Consider the following 17,017-nt stretch of genomic DNA (forward strand, 5'->3'; position numbering starts at 1 on the left):
CACGGCGCGTGCCGCAGTCAGTGAAGTGCGAGCGCCGCGCTGGTTCAGCAGTAGTGGCGCAGGTTAATCATCGTATAGGCAAGCGTCTTGAACGCGTAGTGAACGTCACTGATGCGTTCAAAGCGCAGCAGCAGACGGCGGAACTTGTCCTCCCAGGCGAAGACCCGTTCAATGGTCCTGAAGCGCTCCTCGAAGATGGCCGGATCATAGCGCTGCTTGCGGCCCCGCTTCGGTGTTTTGCGTCCGCGCGGATTCTCGGGGATGTTCGGGGTCATGCCGCGATTGAAGATCGCCTTGCGGTTGGCGCTGCAGTCGTAGATGCCATCCAGGCTGACGATTGAACCGTGCAGGTCCGCGCCAATGGCGCGGGCCATGGCGGTAAGGCTGGGCAGCGCGTCGCGCAACAGCGGTGATTCGTTGCGGTTGCCGGGAACGCTGATGAATGGAGCAATGACGTTGCAGTTGCGATCGCACAAGGCCACCACCTTGTCGCCCTTCAGATGCTCGTGCCCGCTATACCCGAGATTGTCGCCGCCTTTCTTCGCCGCCGTCGTGGTGCCGTCGCCGTGGATGACCGAAAGGTCAAGCAGCTGGTCCTGATGAAGTTGCTGCACCGAGCCCGAAAAGATGGCATCGATGCAACCATCGGCCTGCCAGCGACGAAACGTGCGGTAGATGCGCGTGTAGTGGATTTCGGGTTGGCCGTTGGCATTCTTTTCGATCGGCAGCATCTTCCATTGGCAACCCATGTACAGTGCCTGCAGGATGTAGTTGAAGATCTTGTGCAAGGCCAGCGTGGGGGGAGGTCCGCGACGGCCCAGGCTCAGATGCGGCCAGACAAATTGCTCGAACTGCTCCAGGCGCAATCTTGTTGGAATCTCTTGCCAGTATGGGCTTCGGGTCATTCGCTGCGTCCAGAAATCTGGACTTTAGCCGATCTGGCTACTCTGACCTGAAATCCAGTCCTGGCGCGGCTTGCAGACAAATTCCACGGCCGTCGAAAACCCGCAACCAGTTGAATAACTGGTGCGACTTCACGTCGCACGCGTACGAAAAAATCCCTTTATTGACGGCACCCCGCGTCGGCCACAAAGTGCCGTTGCACGAGATCCGGCGCGGGTCGTGCGTCAGGCTGTCGCCGTGTGGTGCTGATCCAGCGCCGCCGGCTCACGCCGCATAGACCCGCCAGGCGCATGAGGCGAGCAACCGCTTGCGCCCAACGCGCACACCTTGCTCGGTGAGTTCGAAATGAATGCGAGGCATGCCGTAGCTGCCGCGCGAGCTCGCATGAATGGCGCAAATACGCCCCAGCAGCTCAGCGTCGCTGCATGCACGTTTCGATGGAGCACGTTTCAGACACGCGTAGAAGCCGCTGGCGGAGCCTTCCAGCAGTCGTGCCATCGTGGCAATGGGCCAGGCGGCCTGGTTTGTTCTCATGAACTCGAACCCTTGTCGGGCACCGTTCCGGTCTCCCGTGCAAACCAGGCCGCGGCTTTTGACAAAATCTCGCGCTCAAGCTCCAACTGGCGCACCTTGCGGCGTAGACGGGTAAGTTCTTCACGCTCGCTCGTAGTCAGGCCGTCGCGTCGCTTGCCGGTGTCGCGATCGGCTTGCGCCACCCAGTTGTAGATCGTCTGCGCGGTTGGCTCGAACTCCTGCGCGAGTTCCTCAGGTGTGCGCCCAGCCTTGACCAGCTCGACAATCTGTGCCCGAAATTCGGGAGGGTAAGGGTTGCGGTGCTTTCCCATGATGGACACCTCCTGTTCCAAAGGATAGGTGTCCACGAAAGCGGGTCAACTCCACGTGGCTCACCGAGTCAATACGATTGAAGACGCTACCGCCCGTTGTGTCGGATTCGCCGGCGCACTGTCGGATGGGTGACCGACATCCGCACCGTTCACGATCATCGCGCTCGACCCACCACCATCGAGATTGATCGCCTTGCTCGCCCCAAGCCACTCCATGACGTTTGCTGTTTCCTGGATTGTCGTACCCAAAGCAAGGCCGGGTTGCCGTCCGTCAGTCTCGACCAGCAGGATCGTGCCGTCCGCAGCCGTGCCGATCATCGTGCGCGGGTTACGTGCGTTGAACCATCCCCAGTAAAAGCTTGATCGATCGACGCCTGCATAGTCAGGCGACCAGCCTTCTGTCACGGCTCTTCCCTGAACTGTCGCAGCCGGCAACAAGGTTGGGCCGGCAGCGGTCAGCGACACGCCCGGCGACAGTGTCACCGGAGCGTTGTTCGACTGGACCTGCGACGCGACTGTCAGCGCCGTCCCAACCGGCGCATTTTGTTGCAGCCATGCGGCGCTCGTACCAAGCCCTTGCAAAGCGTAACCGCCATTAGGCGGGGGCGCCCCCAGCGTCGCACTTCCTGACAGGACCTGACCATTGCTGCTCACCAATACTTCGTAAGTCGGCCCGCTGTAGCCCGGATCAACCGTGGTTGAGGACGTCAGGCCACCGTTGAAATTGCTGTCATACAGCACGAGATCGTTATAGTTTGTACACGTGTAGTCGTGTGCACGCTCCGGGGCAGGCGTTTCATCCGGGCTGCCACAATTGAATATCTGACCAAGAATCGAGCTGTTAAACGCGACGATTGGCGTGCTCGTGCCGTTCGCGCTGGTCACGGTCACTGTCGTCGACAGGTTGGGTAAGAAAGCGACGGTTGGGTGCCCGTCCACCTGCGCAAACGAAACACCCGGCTCTCCATTAGCAGCCATACCCTCAAGTTTGCCGTTGGAGACAATCGTGCTGGCTGCACCCTTCAACTGGACACCGGCGGGGTTGGCATTGGTCGACCAGAAACCGGAGTTTATTGCAGCAATGGCCCCCAGGCGCGCGGCCGTTGCCTGGGGCGTTTCGCCGCCCGTGCCCAGCATGCCGCCGCTGCCGGATGCATTGCCGCCCGCGATTATGTTCTGAAGGTTTCCCTTGAACGTAGGTGAAATGGCCAGGACATTGACGAGCCATGGCCCGGTCGACGACGCGTTACCGTCAAGACCTGTATTGCGGACTGTGGGCTTATACGCGTTGCTGGTTTGTTGAGCGATTGCCGTTGCAACAGCCTGTGCAGCGGCCTGAGTTGCATACTGGCCGATCGACACGTTGAAACCAAGTGGCGACCCGTCCGGTCCGGTTCCCGCCGGGTCATAGCGTACCGGATAACCTGCTGCCGCCATCGCTGCAGCGGCAGGGGCCGCAGCGATCTGTGTCTTCGCGAACTGAACCGTGACCGTCCAGGAATCGGTGCTGGCCGCCTGGCCGCGAGTGATCTGGTAATACGTGACACCGGGGCTGACCTGTGTGGTCGTACGCGCTTCCTGTAGCCCCGGCGGTCCGAGCGGCAATTCGCCCGCGGGTAGTTGCCATGAGACCGCCGGGGAGGGCGCCGCAGTAGCTAAGGACGACGAAGATCCGTCAGAAATGCAATCTCCACACCCCGATAGAATCAAGGCTGCCGCAGCCGCCAGTACTAATTCTCCAACTACATATCTATCGGCCAACTTCTTCATCAACCGACTCTCCAAATCAAATTTTCTTCTTACTTGTCAATTCGTCAAAGAAGCGAATTAGGCCTGTTCAGATCATAATCCTGAACAACCTTAGCTTAATTGAATATTAATTTGCTATGGTGACATCGCTGAGAAAGATTATTTGATATGCAGTACGCATCAATCACGAAATTGATTTTGAGATAATTCATTGCGAATATATCGTAAGCGTCAGACCGGTACCGTCCAGAATGTCGTTGACGGCGGAGGCGGGAATTGCTATCGCTTCGGATTGATGCGCGTGGAAGTCGGCAGTAGAGGTTCGGTTTTGTCGCGATACCGATTGCAATTTGAGCAAAGCCGGATATGACTAGGACTACCTATTTCACCAACGAATAGAATTGCTCGGCGAAAGTTTGTCGGGCCCCGTTGTTTTGCATCTGCCCCTTGGCGATCATGTGAGCTACCTCGATGCCGCCGAGCAGGATGCGTGCGCACCGGAAATTCTTGAACCCGAGCATGGAGCGGGTACGCCGTTTAATCGCGCGGTGGTCCTGTTCGATGAGATTGTTCAAGTACTTCGTCTGCCGGATCTTGATGGGCGTTTCGCGCTCGGCGTTGATGGCTTGCAACGCAGCCATATTGGCGCCGCTTTTGTCGATCGTCACAGTCTCGGGTTCGCCATTCAGGGCCATCGACTTTTCGAAATACCGCCGCGCCGCAGTCTTATCCCGATGGGCCCGTAACAGAAAGTCGATGGTGTTGCCGGCCTTGTTGACGGCGCGATACAGGTATTTCCATTGGCCCTTGACCTTGATGTAGGTCTCGTCGACGCGCCAGCTCTTGCCCACGGGGCGTTTGTGGCGGCGAAACGCTTTTTCCAGCACCGGCAGCAGCTTGAGCGCCCAACGGTGCACGGTTGAATGATCCACTGAGATGCCTCGCTCAGCCATCATTTCTTCGAGGTTTCGCAGGCTAAGCAGATAGGCCACATACCAGCGAACACAAGTCAGGATCACATCAAGCGGGTAATGCAGGCGTTTGAGCACGCGGGCAACGGTCGGATTCAGAGTCTTCATCAAGCTTTCAGTCGTTCATCTGTTCCGCACATCATAGGCGACCGCCTTATTGCAACAGAACCGGTCCGCCGGACGGAAAAGTAAAGCGCAAAAGCCATTCGCGCTGGGCTTCGTGTCGACGCCAAACGTGCAGCGTTGCATACACCCGTTCCATCGTCCGACACCGCTGCTGATCCCACGACGGAAGGCTCGTCCGGATTAGGCGAAGCCGTGCACGAAGCACGTCTGTGGCGCGACGACGGCTGGACCGCGCGCGTCATCAAGAACGAAGACGACGAAGGCTGGGCCGTCGAAATGATCAAGGACGGCGAAGCGGAACCGGCGCTCGTCGGGCCGTGGACGATGGGCCGCAACAAGAAGGATCCGAAACCCCTCGACACGTCGGCGTTCAACACGCTGGTGAAGACCGCCTCAGAAGTCCTGCGCCGCCATGAGCAGCAACTGCGTGCGCAACTCCATAAAGAAGTGCGGGTGGCGAGCGCGGACGGTAACGACGAACTCGACATCACGCTGGACATCGTTGCGGACGACATCGAACCGTACGCGCTGCTGACCGCGCTCGACACCTTCGGCGAGCAGTTGGCGCAAGTGCAGGTCGCGCCCAGCTTCAAGCTCAGCGAGGCGAGCGCCGTGGCCTGGGTCGAAAACGAATTTCGCCGCCCGGGCTAGAGGCGGGGCAGGCCGGCTGACCAGGGTGATTCAAAAATTACTAAAGCCTGTCAATATACTTTCATATTCACTTCATAGAATCCTCGCGTCATAGCGGCGCGAGCGTGAACCATGTGGTTTGGGGCTGACTGCGTGCCGGCTGTGCATTCCCCCACGCTACCCGAACCCTGGATCACGACAACATGGCAGAGCCGTTCGACATTTCTCGCCGCAAGGCCCTGAAACTACTTGCCGGTGCGCCGATGCTGCCGCTAGGCGGCATCGCCACGGCGTCGATGCTGACCGCTTGCGGCGGCGATCTGGCGACTCCGTCGGCCAATTCCGCCACGCCTACTACGCCTGCCACCCCGGTCGCGAACTTCACTTCGGCGTCTTTCACCAGCATGCCGGCGCCGTCGCTCGCCAATCCGTCGCTGATGGCAACCACCACGGTCGGCTCAGGCCTGACGGTTTCGTATTCCGACGGCTCCCAAAAGGCTTACAAACTCGCGTACCGGCCGTTCTTCATGACCGGCGATCTGGTCCCGGACGGCAACGGCGGCACCGTGCTGGCAGGCGGGTACTTCGACATCAACAACCAGCCGATCGACGACGATTCGGTGCCCGCGCAACGGCGCCAGTTCTTTTCGGACTCGCCGGACGGTACGTCGCTGCTGAAGATCGATGGCGCGATGGTCGCCGGCGTAAAGGGCAACACGGTGTTCGCTGTGGTCCAGTTCGAATACACGACGCGCTCGCAGTCCGGCAGTGACATGTATGGCCGCCTCCCGTCGCCGATCGCGGTGCTGACGCTGGATCAGGATCCGGCCACCGGCAAGTTGACGCTCGTCAAGTATCACAACGTCGACACGTCGCCCGCGAATGGACTGTGGATCACCTGCGGCGCGAGCCTGTCGCCGTGGAACACGCATCTGTCGAGCGAGGAATACGAGCCGGATGCGTTCACGGCCAGCTCGAGCAATCTGGCGCAGTACAAGGCGTTCAACGATAACCTGTACGGCAACACGAACATTGCTTTCAACCCGTATCTCTATGGTCATCTGCCGGAAATCACGGTCAAGGCGGATGGCACCGGCTCGGTCAGAAAGCACTATTGCCTCGGGCGCATTTCGCACGAACTGGTGCAGGTGATGCCGGACAACCGCACGGTCCTGATGGGCGACGACGCGACCAACAGCGGCCTCTTCATGTTCGTGGCGGACAACGAGAAGGACCTGTCGGCCGGCACGTTGTATGTGGCGAAAGTGGGCGCGGGCTTCTCGGTCGATCCGGCCGCGGCGGGCGCGGACCTGACGTGGATCAGGCTGGGTCACGCGACGAGCGCGGAAGTCGAGGCCATGGCGAAGTCGAATCGGCCGCAGGACGTCATCGACGTCAAGTGGACCGATCCTGCCGACGCTAACTACCGGAAGATCTTCGCCGGCGGCACCGCGCAGTGGGTCAGGATCATGCCGGGCAAGGAGAAGGTTGCGGCTTTCCTCGAAACCCATCGCTACGCTTACCTGGCGGGCGGCAGCATGGGCTTCACGAAGATGGAAGGGACGACGGTCAACATCAAGGACAAGATCGCGTACTCCGCTTTGCAGAACATCGTCGACTCGATGGTGAAGGGCAACGCGAAGGGCTGGAACGCGGAGAGCAACATTTCCGTCGACGCCGCGATCAACGCCGGCGGCGTGCTTCAGCACAAGCTCGCGGGCGGCCAGAAGGATAACCAGGGTGCCGCGATCAACAGCGAGTGGGTGCCGGTGCACACCAGCGCGCTGCTGGTCGGCAAGGACATCGCCGCCGACGCGCTCGGCAACAAGGCCGACCCGGAGTTGGTCGCCAACCCGGACAACCTGAAATTCTCGGAGAAGCTGCGCACGCTCTTTATCGGCGAGGACAGCGGCTACCACGTGAACAATTTCCTGTGGGCGTACAACGTCGACACGAAGCAGCTCACGCGTCTGCTGTCGACACCCGCCGGCGCCGAATCGACCGGTCTGCATGCGGTCGACGAACTCAACGGCTGGACCTACATCATGAGCAACTTCCAGCATGCCGGCGACTGGGGCAGCCAGCATACGCAGGCGCTCAGGGACACGCTCGATCCGCTTGTGCGCGTGAATTACAGGGATCGCTTCGGCGCGTCGGTCGGCTATCTGACAGCAGACCCGACATCGATCAAGCTGGTGTGACGGCAAGGCTCGCAGAGATCCTCGCAAGTCTCATTGTGGGGAAATTGATGGCGCGTTGATCCGATACGAAAAGCACGGTTCGCGAGCGGTTCATCGCCCCCTCTCTGGAGGCGGTTTTTTATTGGAGCCGGGAGGCAAGGTTGTGTGTTCGCAAGACACTCTTCGAACTGTGACATAGCCCTGCATTCAGGCAACTGCGTGGTGATAGTCAGCGACTACGGGGCGGATTGCCAGCCAGATAGCCGGCTTCGACGAGCCACGCGAACAGCGCGTTGATGATCACCATCGCCTGGTACTGGCTACTCGGCCGGAGCGTCCTGTAGAACGGCCGCCAGCGCGGATCATGGCGCGGGTATTTGCGCCCGCCGTCGGCGACCCAGCGCGCGTGCGGCAACGGGTCTTTCAGGAATTGCCGGAAGAGTTGCAGGTCTTCGTGCGTGAGCGACGACAGCGGCTTGCCCAGTTGCACGATCGCCCATAGCAGCAGCCGTTCGGCTTCCTTGCGGTAATTCTCGAAGGTGGCCTTTTTGTCGGCGACCCGCGCGAGCCATGCGCGGACCGCATTCAGGTCGTCGTGGGCGGCGATCTGTGAATGCCCGCGCGCCCGGTTGCTGCCATCGCGGCCGTCGAGATCGGCGGACAGTTCAAGCGCATCGAGGGGCGTCCTGTCCGACGAAACCCGCCTCTCGGCTGAAATCGACCGCCTGAAAGGCGAATTCCCGAAGACCCGCGAGCTGTACCGCGAAGTCTGCGCGCTACTGTTCTTCCGCTTCGGGATCGCGCCGACCGCGAACCGGCTTTACCAGTTAGTGAAGCGCGGCAGCATGAGCACGCCGACCCAGGTGCTCGGTGAATTCTGGGCCGAACTGCGCGAAAAGAGCCGGGTGCGCATCGAACACCCCGACCTGCCCGCCGATCTGGGGCCGGCCGCCGGCGAACTGGTCGCGGCGCTCTGGACCCGCGCAACCGCCTCTGCCGAAGCCGCGCTCGACGCGCTGCGCGACGAGGTCGAGGCGCAACGGTCGGTCGTTGCTGCCCGCGACGAACTGGGTCGCGTCGAGACCGCGCTCGAACAGCGCACGGCGACGCTCCTTGCCGCGCAGGTCGAGGTGCGCGAACTGGAAAAGGCGCAGACCGAGGGCCACGCGGCGCGGCAGGCGTGCGAGGCCGAGGTCGTCCGGCTCAAGGCCGAGGCGCTCGTGCGCGACCGTGAACTGGACAAGGTGCGCGAAGGTTTCTCGCGGGATCTCGAGAAGCTGCGCGAGAGCGCGGAACGCGCCGAGGAGCGCCTGCGAGCATCGGAAAAGCGCGCGCTGCTGGAGATCGACCGCGAGTGGGGTGCGGCCGCGAAGCTGCGGAAGGACCTCGATGCCGCGGTGAAGCGGGCCGACAGTCGCGGGGCGGACCATCACCGGGCGGTCGAGGCGCTGCAGGCGCGGCTCGGGGACGTGCGTCGCCAGGCGGGCGTGCTGCAGGGACGGCTCGATGCCGTGCTGGCCACGAACGTCACGATGCAGCAACAGCTGGCGGCACTGCGGCAGGCGGATACACGCGACGCCCGCCCAGCCCGTGCGAAGTCCGCCTCCACCCCGGCGCGCCCGGTGGCGACACGCCCTTCACGCGCGCCGCGCGTCACGCCCGCGCCAGCCAGCAAGACCGTAGTGCACCGCAAGCGGGGAAAGAGGGATGGAAAATAGAACCCGCCCGCGCAAGAGACGGAAGGCCCCGGTCTGTCCGCCGATCGGCGCGCTGTTGCGCTATGGCGAGCGGACCGTGCGCGTGATCGCCGAAGCGAGCGGCCAGCGCGTGATCATCGAGTCGGTGCACGAAGACGGAAGCACCTTCCGCAGCACGGTGAAGTGGGCTAATCTGGCCGCTCTTCACGATCAGCTCTTCTGAGCGGGATGAACATGCAGCAGCCCACCATTCAGCAGCTCGACATTTTCGCCGACAGCCGTGATGTCATGTTGCGTAACGACGTGCTGGAGCCGCTGCAGCGGCGCGATGCGGTGGCGGCGCGAACGGCACTGGAGCTGCTCGCCGGCGAATATCCGGACGATGGCGCGCTCCCAGCGATGAGCGTGCTGGTTCGTGAGCTGGAACGCGGATCGCCCACGCCCTTTTCTGATCACGAGACGCTGGCCAGCGCACGCCGGCATCTCGAGGACGAGGTCGTACCTGCCGCCCGGCGGGTGCTGCCCGCGCAGAATGTTCAGTCGTGGCTCACGCCGTGCTGGCGAGCGCTTGCTCAGCGGGCTGAATCGCTACCGTTTCGTACCGCCGACGCAGACAGTCACGCCGTGCCGCTGTGGCTTTTGGCGGGCGACGGGGCGGCTGCGATTGAAGCAGTCGAAGCCATCGAGTCCTGGTCGCGCATCCCGGCACCGCTTGCGTGGATGACCGAGGCACGCTACCGGGCGGCCGGCCTGGATGCGGCGTGGCCGCTGCTCGCGCAGCTGGCGTGGCTGGCGCCGGCGAGGTTCGTGGCGTTGTTGCCCACCTTGGGTGATGCTTCGCTGGACGCGCTGCGCCGGCGCTTCGATGCCGAATTCCCTGGCACCGGCGAGGTCGACGACTATTTGTGGTTCCCGGCATGGCTGCTGTTGGTGAAGCCGGCGCTCGCCGGCAGGTTAGGTGAGGCGCGCGTGCAGCGTGACCAGGCGGCATCGCGCGCGACGGCCCTGCTCGGAGAGATCCGGCGCCGGGAGCACGAAGGCGACCAGCATGAACTCATCGGGCTGCGCCAGGAGCTCAGCCGGCTGCATGCGGGCCTGTTCGACACCTACATGGCGACACGGAAAGTGCAGCACCGTTGATCGGTGAGCGAGGCCGCGAATGGTCACATCGGGCAGTCGTCCTGCAATCATTCGCGAGATGCGACCCGGGGGCGGACGGTTCGCCCGGGCGAGGAGACGGCCGCGAGGCCGAACAGGTATCCGTAATTGTCTCCGCACTGCGGAGACAATTCGGACACTCGCCGGCGCAAGCCCCGGTGACGGGTTTGAAGACAGATTGGGCCGTCCGCGGGCAGTTTTAACGCGGCGGTAGCCGCACACCTGAGCATGAAAGTATGAACGACCTTACGCCTTCCTCCTTGCTTGACGAAGTCCGACTGCTGATCGATTCGGCGCGCGAACGGGCCGCCGTTGCGATCAATGCAGAACTGACACTGCTGTACTGGCAGGTGGGGCATCGTATTGAGGCAGAGGTATTGCGGGGCGCCCGCGCGGAGTACGGGCAACAGGTGATCGGATCGTTGGCGCGTCAGCTTACCGCCGAATACGGGCGCGGTTGGAGCGACAAGCAGTTGCGCCACTGCATGCGTCTTGCGGAGGTTTTTGCCGACGAAGCGATGGTCTCCGCAGTGCGGAGAGAATTGAGCTGGACGCACCTGAAGACGCTGATCTACATCGACGACCCGGTGAAGCCTTAAGCATTCCCTCTTCGCTTCCCGCCTTACGCGCGACATTTTGGCGCGCTCGGGTGACGCGGCCTGTGGCGCAACGGCCCTCGAATGGAGCCTTGTCGTTGAGAGTTGTAAAGCGGATGAGGCACTACGCGGGCAGACGAATGAAAGCTCTCCGCAATAGACTGTACTTCCCAATCCTGATCTTTGCGACGGCAATGCCGCACCAATCCATGCCCCCATTCTTTGATCGCTGTGTGCGTCTCGTTGTCGGCGCAACGCTCTCTGTTTCACTTGCCGCCTGCCACCATGAAGAGCCGTGGAAGCTCACGGACGTCCAGGGGCATTTGCCCGATCTGGATTTCGCGCTGACCTCCGACGCCGGCAAGCAGATTAGCCAGGCGAACCTGGCAGGTGATGTCACACTCGTCTACTTCGGCTACACGCATTGCCCGGACGTATGCCCGGAGACGCTGGCCAAACTGGCCCAAGTGACGCATCAACTGGGCGGCGCCGCACAGCATGTGAAGGTCCTGTTCGTGAGTGTCGACCCGGCGCGGGACACGCCCGCAGTGATGCATGCGTATGTCGATGCGTTTGACGCAAAGCACGACGTCGGCCTGACCGGTTCCGACAGCGCGATCAAGGCGCTCGCGCAACGCTATCGCGTCGCGTACCAGGCTGACAAGCCCCGCGCGAACGGTGGATACGAGGTAACCCATAGCTCGGCGATCTACATATTCGATGCGAAAGGGCGCGCGCGCCTGATCGGTGCGGACGACGATCCGGTCGACGCATTTGTGCACGATCTGCGTCAATTGGCCGACGAGACCTGACGACAGGCGCCCGCGACGGTGCTGAAGAGGCCGCGAACGAGCCCGCGCACCCACGGTGTTTTCAACAGATAGAGTCGGACGTACGTCGGAGATTCCGGCCAGATTCGCCCGGAGGAGCGCTTGTTGTCGCCGCCCGAAGTTCCACGCATACCACCGCGTTCAGCTGGTCAATAACCGGCTACGACCAGAATCCCTATGCACGCTCAACGCAAGGTTTCCTGGCATACAAGTGTGTGGCGCCGGTAGCATCGTGGATCACGCCACCGCTTGAGCAGGCTGGACCTCGACCGTGACATGGGACAACCCCTTAAAGCGCTGGAGCACCGCATGATGCCATCTTCGAAGATGGAAACGGCAAACACACCGGACGGAGCGAAGATCTTCTGCGCCTCGTCTTCGTAACCATGCCCGTGATGGTCGCCGAGCAGCCACGCGCTCGGCAGGTTGACCAACAGGCCTACCACCGCGATGGGAATCGCTTCGCCGAAATGAATCGATACTGGCGGCAGAAAGCGCGACACAGCCTCGTACCCAATCAGCACTGCGATCATGGCAAGTACGATGGCACTCGTGAAGCCCGCGAGATCGCCAAGCTTGCCAGTACCGAAAACGAAGCGGGGGTCGGCAGCATGCTTACGCGCGTATGTGTACGCGAGGGCTGCAATCAGCATTGCTCCAGCGTGCGTCGACATGTGCAGACCGTCTGCAACAAGCGCCAGTGAGCCGAACATATTGCCGCCGATGATTTCAATCAGCGTCATCGCGCTGCACAGCGCAATGACCGCCCAGGTCCTGCGCTCGTTCTGCTCGTGAGCCGCGCCCAGAAAGATGTGGTCGTGTCCTGCGCCGAACGCCGAGTCTTTGAAATCACTCATGTGCTGCTCTACTTGAAATAGCTGTGAACGACTTCGATTAGCTGGTCAGTCGCGCTGCCGGCCGGCTCTTTGTGGATTTCGGCATCGACGAGATACGTGCGGATATGCTCCTCGAGCACTACCGCCAGCAGGCCATTCATCGCGCCGCGACAACTGGTTATCTGCTGCAGGACGTCGATGCATCCACGCTCTGCCTCAAGCGCCCGCTCGATGGCTTCCACTTGCCCCTTGATGCGGCGGACCCGGTTGAGAAGCTTCTGTTTCTCACGAATGGTGTGGCTCATGAATGACCTCCGATATACCGCAGGAGCGTATATGCCAGATAGGGTGGAGGGATATGCTAATTCTCCCCCGGTGAACGAAGGCGAATTGAAAGAATTTGACTGCATTAGACCCGGCTTCGCCTTTCGGGCAGCGGCCTTTATGGATGGACTTTGTTTGCGCGAGGACGGCACGTGCAAGCGAATCCACGATACGCGATAGGGCGTCACCGTCCCACCGGGACGCGCCAGGCGCGCGATCATTGCGATTGGCTCGTGCCGCTTTGGCGTCCGGTCACCAGGAAGAAGCAGGCATACGTTTTCCTGACGTGATCGGCTGCTTCTGGCCGGACACAGCATCGTGTGATAAGAATATGCGCCGCGTGCTTCAGATGCTGCGAGCGACGCTACGCGAACCCGTCGCGGCCGTTCGACCTGGCTCCGATCGAAAGGCTACCTTGAAGGTGCAGCCGCCATCGCTCGGTTGCGGATAGCTAATCGCCCAATTCGACCCTTCGTACATAGCCTTTTCGTCGCGCCTGGGTGCCGTCCACGTTAATGTGTCGAGAACTATTGGTCGACTTCGATATCCCGCTGGCCCCTGGCAGGAGACGGGCAACCGTGGTATTTCCGTGCATGCGGCGGTGCGTCATCTATTGGCGACGCGACTCTTTGGAATGCAAAAATGCAGGCATCCGAGTTGACCGACGACCAGGTCGCGGAACCGGTAGAGATGTTCCGGCAGATCGGCGATCCGACCCGCCTGAAAATAATTGCAGCATGCCTTCGCGTGCCGATGTGCGTTTCCTACATCGCGGCAAGATATGGCCTGGCGCAAACGCTCGTCAGCCGTCACCTGCGGCTTTTGCGCGCAGCCCGGGGGCTGCGCGCCGATCGGTGCGGAAAACAGATTTTCTGTGTAGCAACTGACGAGCACGTAAAGCGTGTCATCAGCGACATGGCTGAACACGAGTGTGAGTATCCGCCGTCCGAATTTGATGAGCCACCGAAGGAGGAATGACGGGTTTTGCAGCTGACCTGCAAGGCAAACCCCGATATTTTCCGGCTATCGAACCCACCGCGCCGGTTAATTAAAGCACAGACGCGTTTGCTTCATCGGGGGCATGGCATCATCTAGACGGAAACAAAGGGCGTTGACTTCGGCGTGCGTAAGGAGGATCGCTTTAACATCTGGCCGGATTAACCGTTGCCCATTGGGGGCACGCCGCGAAGCCCACGTCATGCGTTCACTATCACGTGAGTCGAGGAGCACTGCTATGAGCACCTGTAACGAACCGCATCATGCCCATCATGACCATCAGCATGGTCCGAACTGCGGACACACTGCGATCAGGCATGGCGATCACACTGACTATCTGCACGATGGCCACCTGCATCACCCCCATGGCGATCACGTGGACGAACACCGGCTGGAGGTGAGCGCAAAAAATCCGGATCAATGTACTTCCAATTGCGGCGGTCATGAGTCGGGACATGTCCACGGGCCGGCATGCGGCCACGAAGCGGTACCGCATGGCGATCACGTCGACTACCTGGTCAACGGCCACCTGCACCATCCGCACGGCGATCATTGCGACGACCACGGCCCGGTTGAGCTCGCCTGAGTGCCCGGCGCCAGGCAGGCGAAGTACCTCAATACGATTGAGTATGCCTGGTGCCAGGTTACTGCCTGGGTGGACACACCTTACTGCGTCCACTCAGGGAACGGGTCGGTAAATTTGTGCCACTCGACTTCATCACGGGCCAGTTCGTCCTCGCTTAGCAGGCAGGCATCAAAGGACGCGCGCAAGGCTGCCTCGTCCATTCCGGTGCCTATCAGGACCAGCTCCTGTTGACGATCCCCGAAACGCTCATGCCAGCGGCTTCGGATGATAGCCTGTGCTTCGGGCTCCTGCGGCCAGGCGTGCCTGGGCACGGCCGCCCACCAGGTCCCGGCGCGTCCGTGACGCGAGACCGCGCCGGCTTGCGACCATTCGCCGACCGCATGGTTGCGCGAGGCCAGCCAGAAGTACCCCTTTGAGCGCACGACGCCCGGCCACTCGCTCTGAATCCAGTCGAAGAAACGCTGCGGATGAAACGGACGGCGCGCGCGGTAGACGAAGCTGGTGATGCCATATTGTTCGCTTTCGGGAATGTGTTCGCCGCGCATCTCCTTGAGCCACCCAGGCGCTTGCGCAGCGGCTTCGAAGTCGAACAGGCCGGTATCGAGAACCTGCCCGATCGGCACCTGGCCAAAGCGGCTTTCGACGATCTTCGCGCGGGCGTTCAGCACCCGCAGCACGCCTTTGAGCAACTCCAACTCGCTTGCGCTCACAAGGTCCGTCTTGTTCAGCACGATCACGTCGCAGAACTCGATCTGCTCGGTCAGCAGATCGACCACGGTGCGGCGGTCTTCCCCGCCCATCGTTTCGCCGCGATCCGCCAGGAAGTCGTGGGAACCGTAGTCGCGCACAAAGTTATGGGCGTCGACGACCGTCACCATCGTGTCCAGGCGAGAGATATCCGAGAGGCTGTGACCTTGTTCGTCGCGAAACGTGAAGGTTTCCGCCACCGGCAAGGGCTCGGATATGCCCGTGGATTCGATCAGCAGATAGTCGAAGCGGTTCTCCCGCGCGAGCCGCTGGATCTCGATCAGCAGGTCCTCGCGCAATGTGCAGCAAATGCAACCGTTGCTCATTTCGACGAGCTTTTCGTCGATGTGCGAGAGCTGGCTGCCGCCGTCACGAATCAGCTGAGCGTCGATGTTGACTTCCGACATATCGTTCACGATTACGGCCACCCGCTTGCCTTCGCGGTTATTCAGGACGTGGTTCAGGAGCGAGGTCTTGCCCGCGCCGAGAAAGCCGGACAGTACGGTGACGGGGAGCTTGTGCATGGGAAAAGTGGAGCCTCAAACGTGGTGAAGAAGATCGCATGAATCGACACGGCCAGCCTGCTGGCCGAGGCGGGTGCGCGGCAAGCAGGCGCGATCCTTCGTGTCAGTTCTGCAGGACTTCGCCAACCATACAGTTGTCGAGGCCCGCCTTGAAAAGATCATGTGGCAACTGTTTGCCGATGAAAACAATCCGGGTTTCGCGCGTTTCATTCGCGCCCCAGGACTTACCGATATCCGCGCCAAAAATCATATGTACGCCCTGGAACACTGCGCGACGGTCGACACCCGCCAGGTTCAGCACACCCTTGTAGCGCAGCATCGCGGCACCATAGATCGCCACCGTGGCGCTGAAGAACGCCTCGAGCTTGTCCTGATCCAGAGGCGCAGTAGTGCGGTAGACGAAGGACGTCACATCGTCGTCATGCTCGTGCGAAACGTCTTCAAGGAAATCGGGCTCGATGTCGACAATGGCATCCAGACTGAAGCTGCGGATGTCGAGCAGTTGCTTCAGGTCCGTCTCGCCAAAATGTGCCGGCCTGATCGTCGCGCGCGGGTTCATCTGCCGCAACCGGCGCATCAGTTGCTGCGCCTGCTCTTCGCCAACGAGGTCCACCTTGGATACGAGGATACGGTCCGCGAATCCGACCTGCTCCTGCGCTTCGTGATGTTCGTCGAGCTGCTCGCCGCCATGCCGTGCGTCGACCACCGTCACGATGGCGTCGAGCAGGTATTTCTCCTGCACGACATCGTCAACAAAGAACGTTTGCGCGACGGGCGCCGGATCGGCAAGTCCCGTTGTCTCGATGATGACCCGCTCGAACGCGAGTTCTCCTGTCTCCCGTCGCGCGGCGAGCGTCGAAAGAATGCGCACCAGGTCGCCACGCACCGTACAACAGATACAGCCATTGTTCATTTCGACAATCTGCTCGTTACCGTCCTGCACCAGCAATTCGTTGTCGATGCCCGCTTCGCCGAACTCGTTTTCGATGACCGCAACGCGTCCGCCGTGATGCTCGGTCAGGATGCGGTTGAGCAAGGTCGTTTTTCCGGCGCCGAGGAAGCCGGTCAGGATGGTCGTCGGGATACGCTGGAAGCCGGTTGCATCTTGCATTGCATTCTCCTGTGAGCGGCACGCGCTCAAGCATGTTCGCCCGTCGAGGTGCCCGGGCGCCGAGCAAATGGTTACGGTCGAGATGCCCCCATGCGGTGACAGCCCGCCTCGCTGATGCCACGGTCCGGGACGGCCAGTCTGTCTGCCGGGAACGCTGGACACCACATATGTTATGTTATAACGTATCTAATCCTATCGGATTGTTATT

Annotated in this window: 17 protein-coding genes and 2 pseudogenes; 8 read left to right on the forward strand and 11 right to left on the reverse strand. The window is 61.3% G+C overall.

Features of this window, described 5'->3' with window-relative positions; all coding sequences use genetic code 11:
- Window positions 1-44: 44 nt before the first annotated feature.
- From OKW37_RS40475 to OKW37_RS40495, 5 genes are all read right to left on the reverse strand, one after another.
- Window positions 45-905 (reverse strand): transposase, encoded by an 861-nt coding sequence (locus tag OKW37_RS40475; protein ID WP_429402458.1) that lies wholly within the window; start codon window positions 903-905, stop codon window positions 45-47.
- 262 nt (window positions 906-1,167) lie between these two features.
- A complete protein-coding gene (locus OKW37_RS40480) occupies window positions 1,168-1,401 on the reverse strand; it encodes an IS3 family transposase (RefSeq protein ID WP_429402457.1) in 234 nt (77 codons plus the stop codon).
- Window positions 1,402-1,433: 32 nt separating this feature from the next.
- Window positions 1,434-1,784 carry a transposase gene (locus tag OKW37_RS40485; RefSeq protein WP_429402456.1) on the reverse strand — a complete coding sequence of 117 codons (351 nt, stop codon included), beginning with the start codon at window positions 1,782-1,784 and terminating at the stop codon, window positions 1,434-1,436.
- Window positions 1,785-1,808: 24 nt separating this feature from the next.
- Window positions 1,809-3,518, reverse strand: coding sequence for a phosphodiester glycosidase family protein (locus OKW37_RS40490; RefSeq protein ID WP_429402544.1), 1,710 nt, complete (start codon window positions 3,516-3,518; stop codon window positions 1,809-1,811).
- A 359-nt stretch (window positions 3,519-3,877) separates the two neighbouring features.
- On the reverse strand, window positions 3,878-4,576 hold the full coding sequence (locus tag OKW37_RS40495; RefSeq protein ID WP_429402455.1) for an IS6 family transposase: 699 nt from the start codon (window positions 4,574-4,576) through the stop codon (window positions 3,878-3,880).
- A gap of 135 nt (window positions 4,577-4,711) precedes the next feature.
- On the opposite strand from OKW37_RS40495, the gene OKW37_RS40500 reads away from it, so the two are divergent.
- Complete coding sequence (locus OKW37_RS40500) at window positions 4,712-5,245, forward strand: hypothetical protein (RefSeq protein ID WP_429402454.1); 534 nt, start codon at window positions 4,712-4,714, stop codon at window positions 5,243-5,245.
- A gap of 182 nt (window positions 5,246-5,427) precedes the next feature.
- Entirely contained in the window at window positions 5,428-7,425 is a 1,998-nt protein-coding gene (locus OKW37_RS40505) for a PhoX family protein (RefSeq protein WP_429402453.1), read from the forward strand.
- 223 nt (window positions 7,426-7,648) lie between these two features.
- On the opposite strand, the pseudogene OKW37_RS40510 reads toward OKW37_RS40505, so the two are convergent.
- A pseudogene (locus tag OKW37_RS40510) lies at window positions 7,649-8,122 on the reverse strand (tyrosine-type recombinase/integrase); the annotation flags it as partial.
- On the opposite strand from OKW37_RS40510, the gene OKW37_RS40515 reads away from it, so the two are divergent.
- The 5 genes from OKW37_RS40515 (at window position 8,037) to OKW37_RS40535 (ending at window position 11,667) form a co-directional block, all read left to right on the forward strand.
- On the forward strand, window positions 8,037-9,122 hold the full coding sequence (locus OKW37_RS40515) for a DNA-binding protein (RefSeq protein ID WP_429402543.1): 1,086 nt from the start codon (window positions 8,037-8,039) through the stop codon (window positions 9,120-9,122). The pseudogene OKW37_RS40510 and the gene OKW37_RS40515 sit on opposite strands and share 86 nt — an antisense overlap.
- A complete protein-coding gene (locus OKW37_RS40520; protein WP_184056627.1) occupies window positions 9,112-9,324 on the forward strand; it encodes a hypothetical protein in 213 nt (70 codons plus the stop codon). Before OKW37_RS40515 ends, OKW37_RS40520 begins: the two co-directional genes overlap by 11 nt.
- 5 nt (window positions 9,325-9,329) lie before the next feature.
- Window positions 9,330-10,241: a hypothetical protein gene (locus OKW37_RS40525; RefSeq protein ID WP_429402452.1), complete on the forward strand. Its 912-nt coding sequence runs from the start codon at window positions 9,330-9,332 to the stop codon at window positions 10,239-10,241.
- 254 nt (window positions 10,242-10,495) lie between these two features.
- Entirely contained in the window at window positions 10,496-10,858 is a 363-nt protein-coding gene (locus OKW37_RS40530; protein ID WP_184058672.1) for a DUF1016 N-terminal domain-containing protein, read from the forward strand.
- A 206-nt stretch (window positions 10,859-11,064) separates the two neighbouring features.
- A complete protein-coding gene (locus tag OKW37_RS40535) occupies window positions 11,065-11,667 on the forward strand; it encodes an SCO family protein (protein ID WP_429402451.1) in 603 nt (200 codons plus the stop codon).
- 329 nt (window positions 11,668-11,996) lie between these two features.
- On the opposite strand, the pseudogene dmeF reads toward OKW37_RS40535, so the two are convergent.
- Window positions 11,997-12,542, reverse strand: a pseudogene (dmeF, locus tag OKW37_RS40540) (CDF family Co(II)/Ni(II) efflux transporter DmeF); the annotation flags it as partial.
- 8 nt (window positions 12,543-12,550) lie between these two features.
- Entirely contained in the window at window positions 12,551-12,826 is a 276-nt protein-coding gene (locus OKW37_RS40545; RefSeq protein WP_429402450.1) for a metal/formaldehyde-sensitive transcriptional repressor, read from the reverse strand.
- 661 nt (window positions 12,827-13,487) lie between these two features.
- On the opposite strand from OKW37_RS40545, the gene OKW37_RS40550 reads away from it, so the two are divergent.
- Window positions 13,488-13,823, forward strand: coding sequence for an ArsR/SmtB family transcription factor (locus OKW37_RS40550; RefSeq protein ID WP_429402449.1), 336 nt, complete (start codon window positions 13,488-13,490; stop codon window positions 13,821-13,823).
- Window positions 13,824-14,055: 232 nt separating this feature from the next.
- Here the strand turns inward: OKW37_RS40550 and OKW37_RS40555 are convergent, their stop codons facing one another.
- From OKW37_RS40555 to OKW37_RS40565, 3 genes are all read right to left on the reverse strand, one after another.
- Window positions 14,056-14,394, reverse strand: coding sequence for a hypothetical protein (locus OKW37_RS40555; protein ID WP_429402448.1), 339 nt, complete (start codon window positions 14,392-14,394; stop codon window positions 14,056-14,058).
- Between the two features lie 113 nt (window positions 14,395-14,507).
- Window positions 14,508-15,698, reverse strand: a complete 1,191-nt coding sequence (zigA, locus tag OKW37_RS40560) for a zinc metallochaperone GTPase ZigA (RefSeq protein ID WP_429402447.1) — start codon at window positions 15,696-15,698, stop codon at window positions 14,508-14,510.
- Window positions 15,699-15,801: 103 nt separating this feature from the next.
- Complete coding sequence (locus OKW37_RS40565; RefSeq protein WP_429402446.1) at window positions 15,802-16,809, reverse strand: CobW family GTP-binding protein; 1,008 nt, start codon at window positions 16,807-16,809, stop codon at window positions 15,802-15,804.
- Between the last annotated feature and the right edge of the window lie 208 nt (window positions 16,810-17,017).

This window comes from Paraburkholderia sp. MM5482-R2, assembly GCF_050436125.1.
In the GTDB taxonomy this organism is placed as follows: domain Bacteria; phylum Pseudomonadota; class Gammaproteobacteria; order Burkholderiales; family Burkholderiaceae; genus Paraburkholderia; species Paraburkholderia tuberum.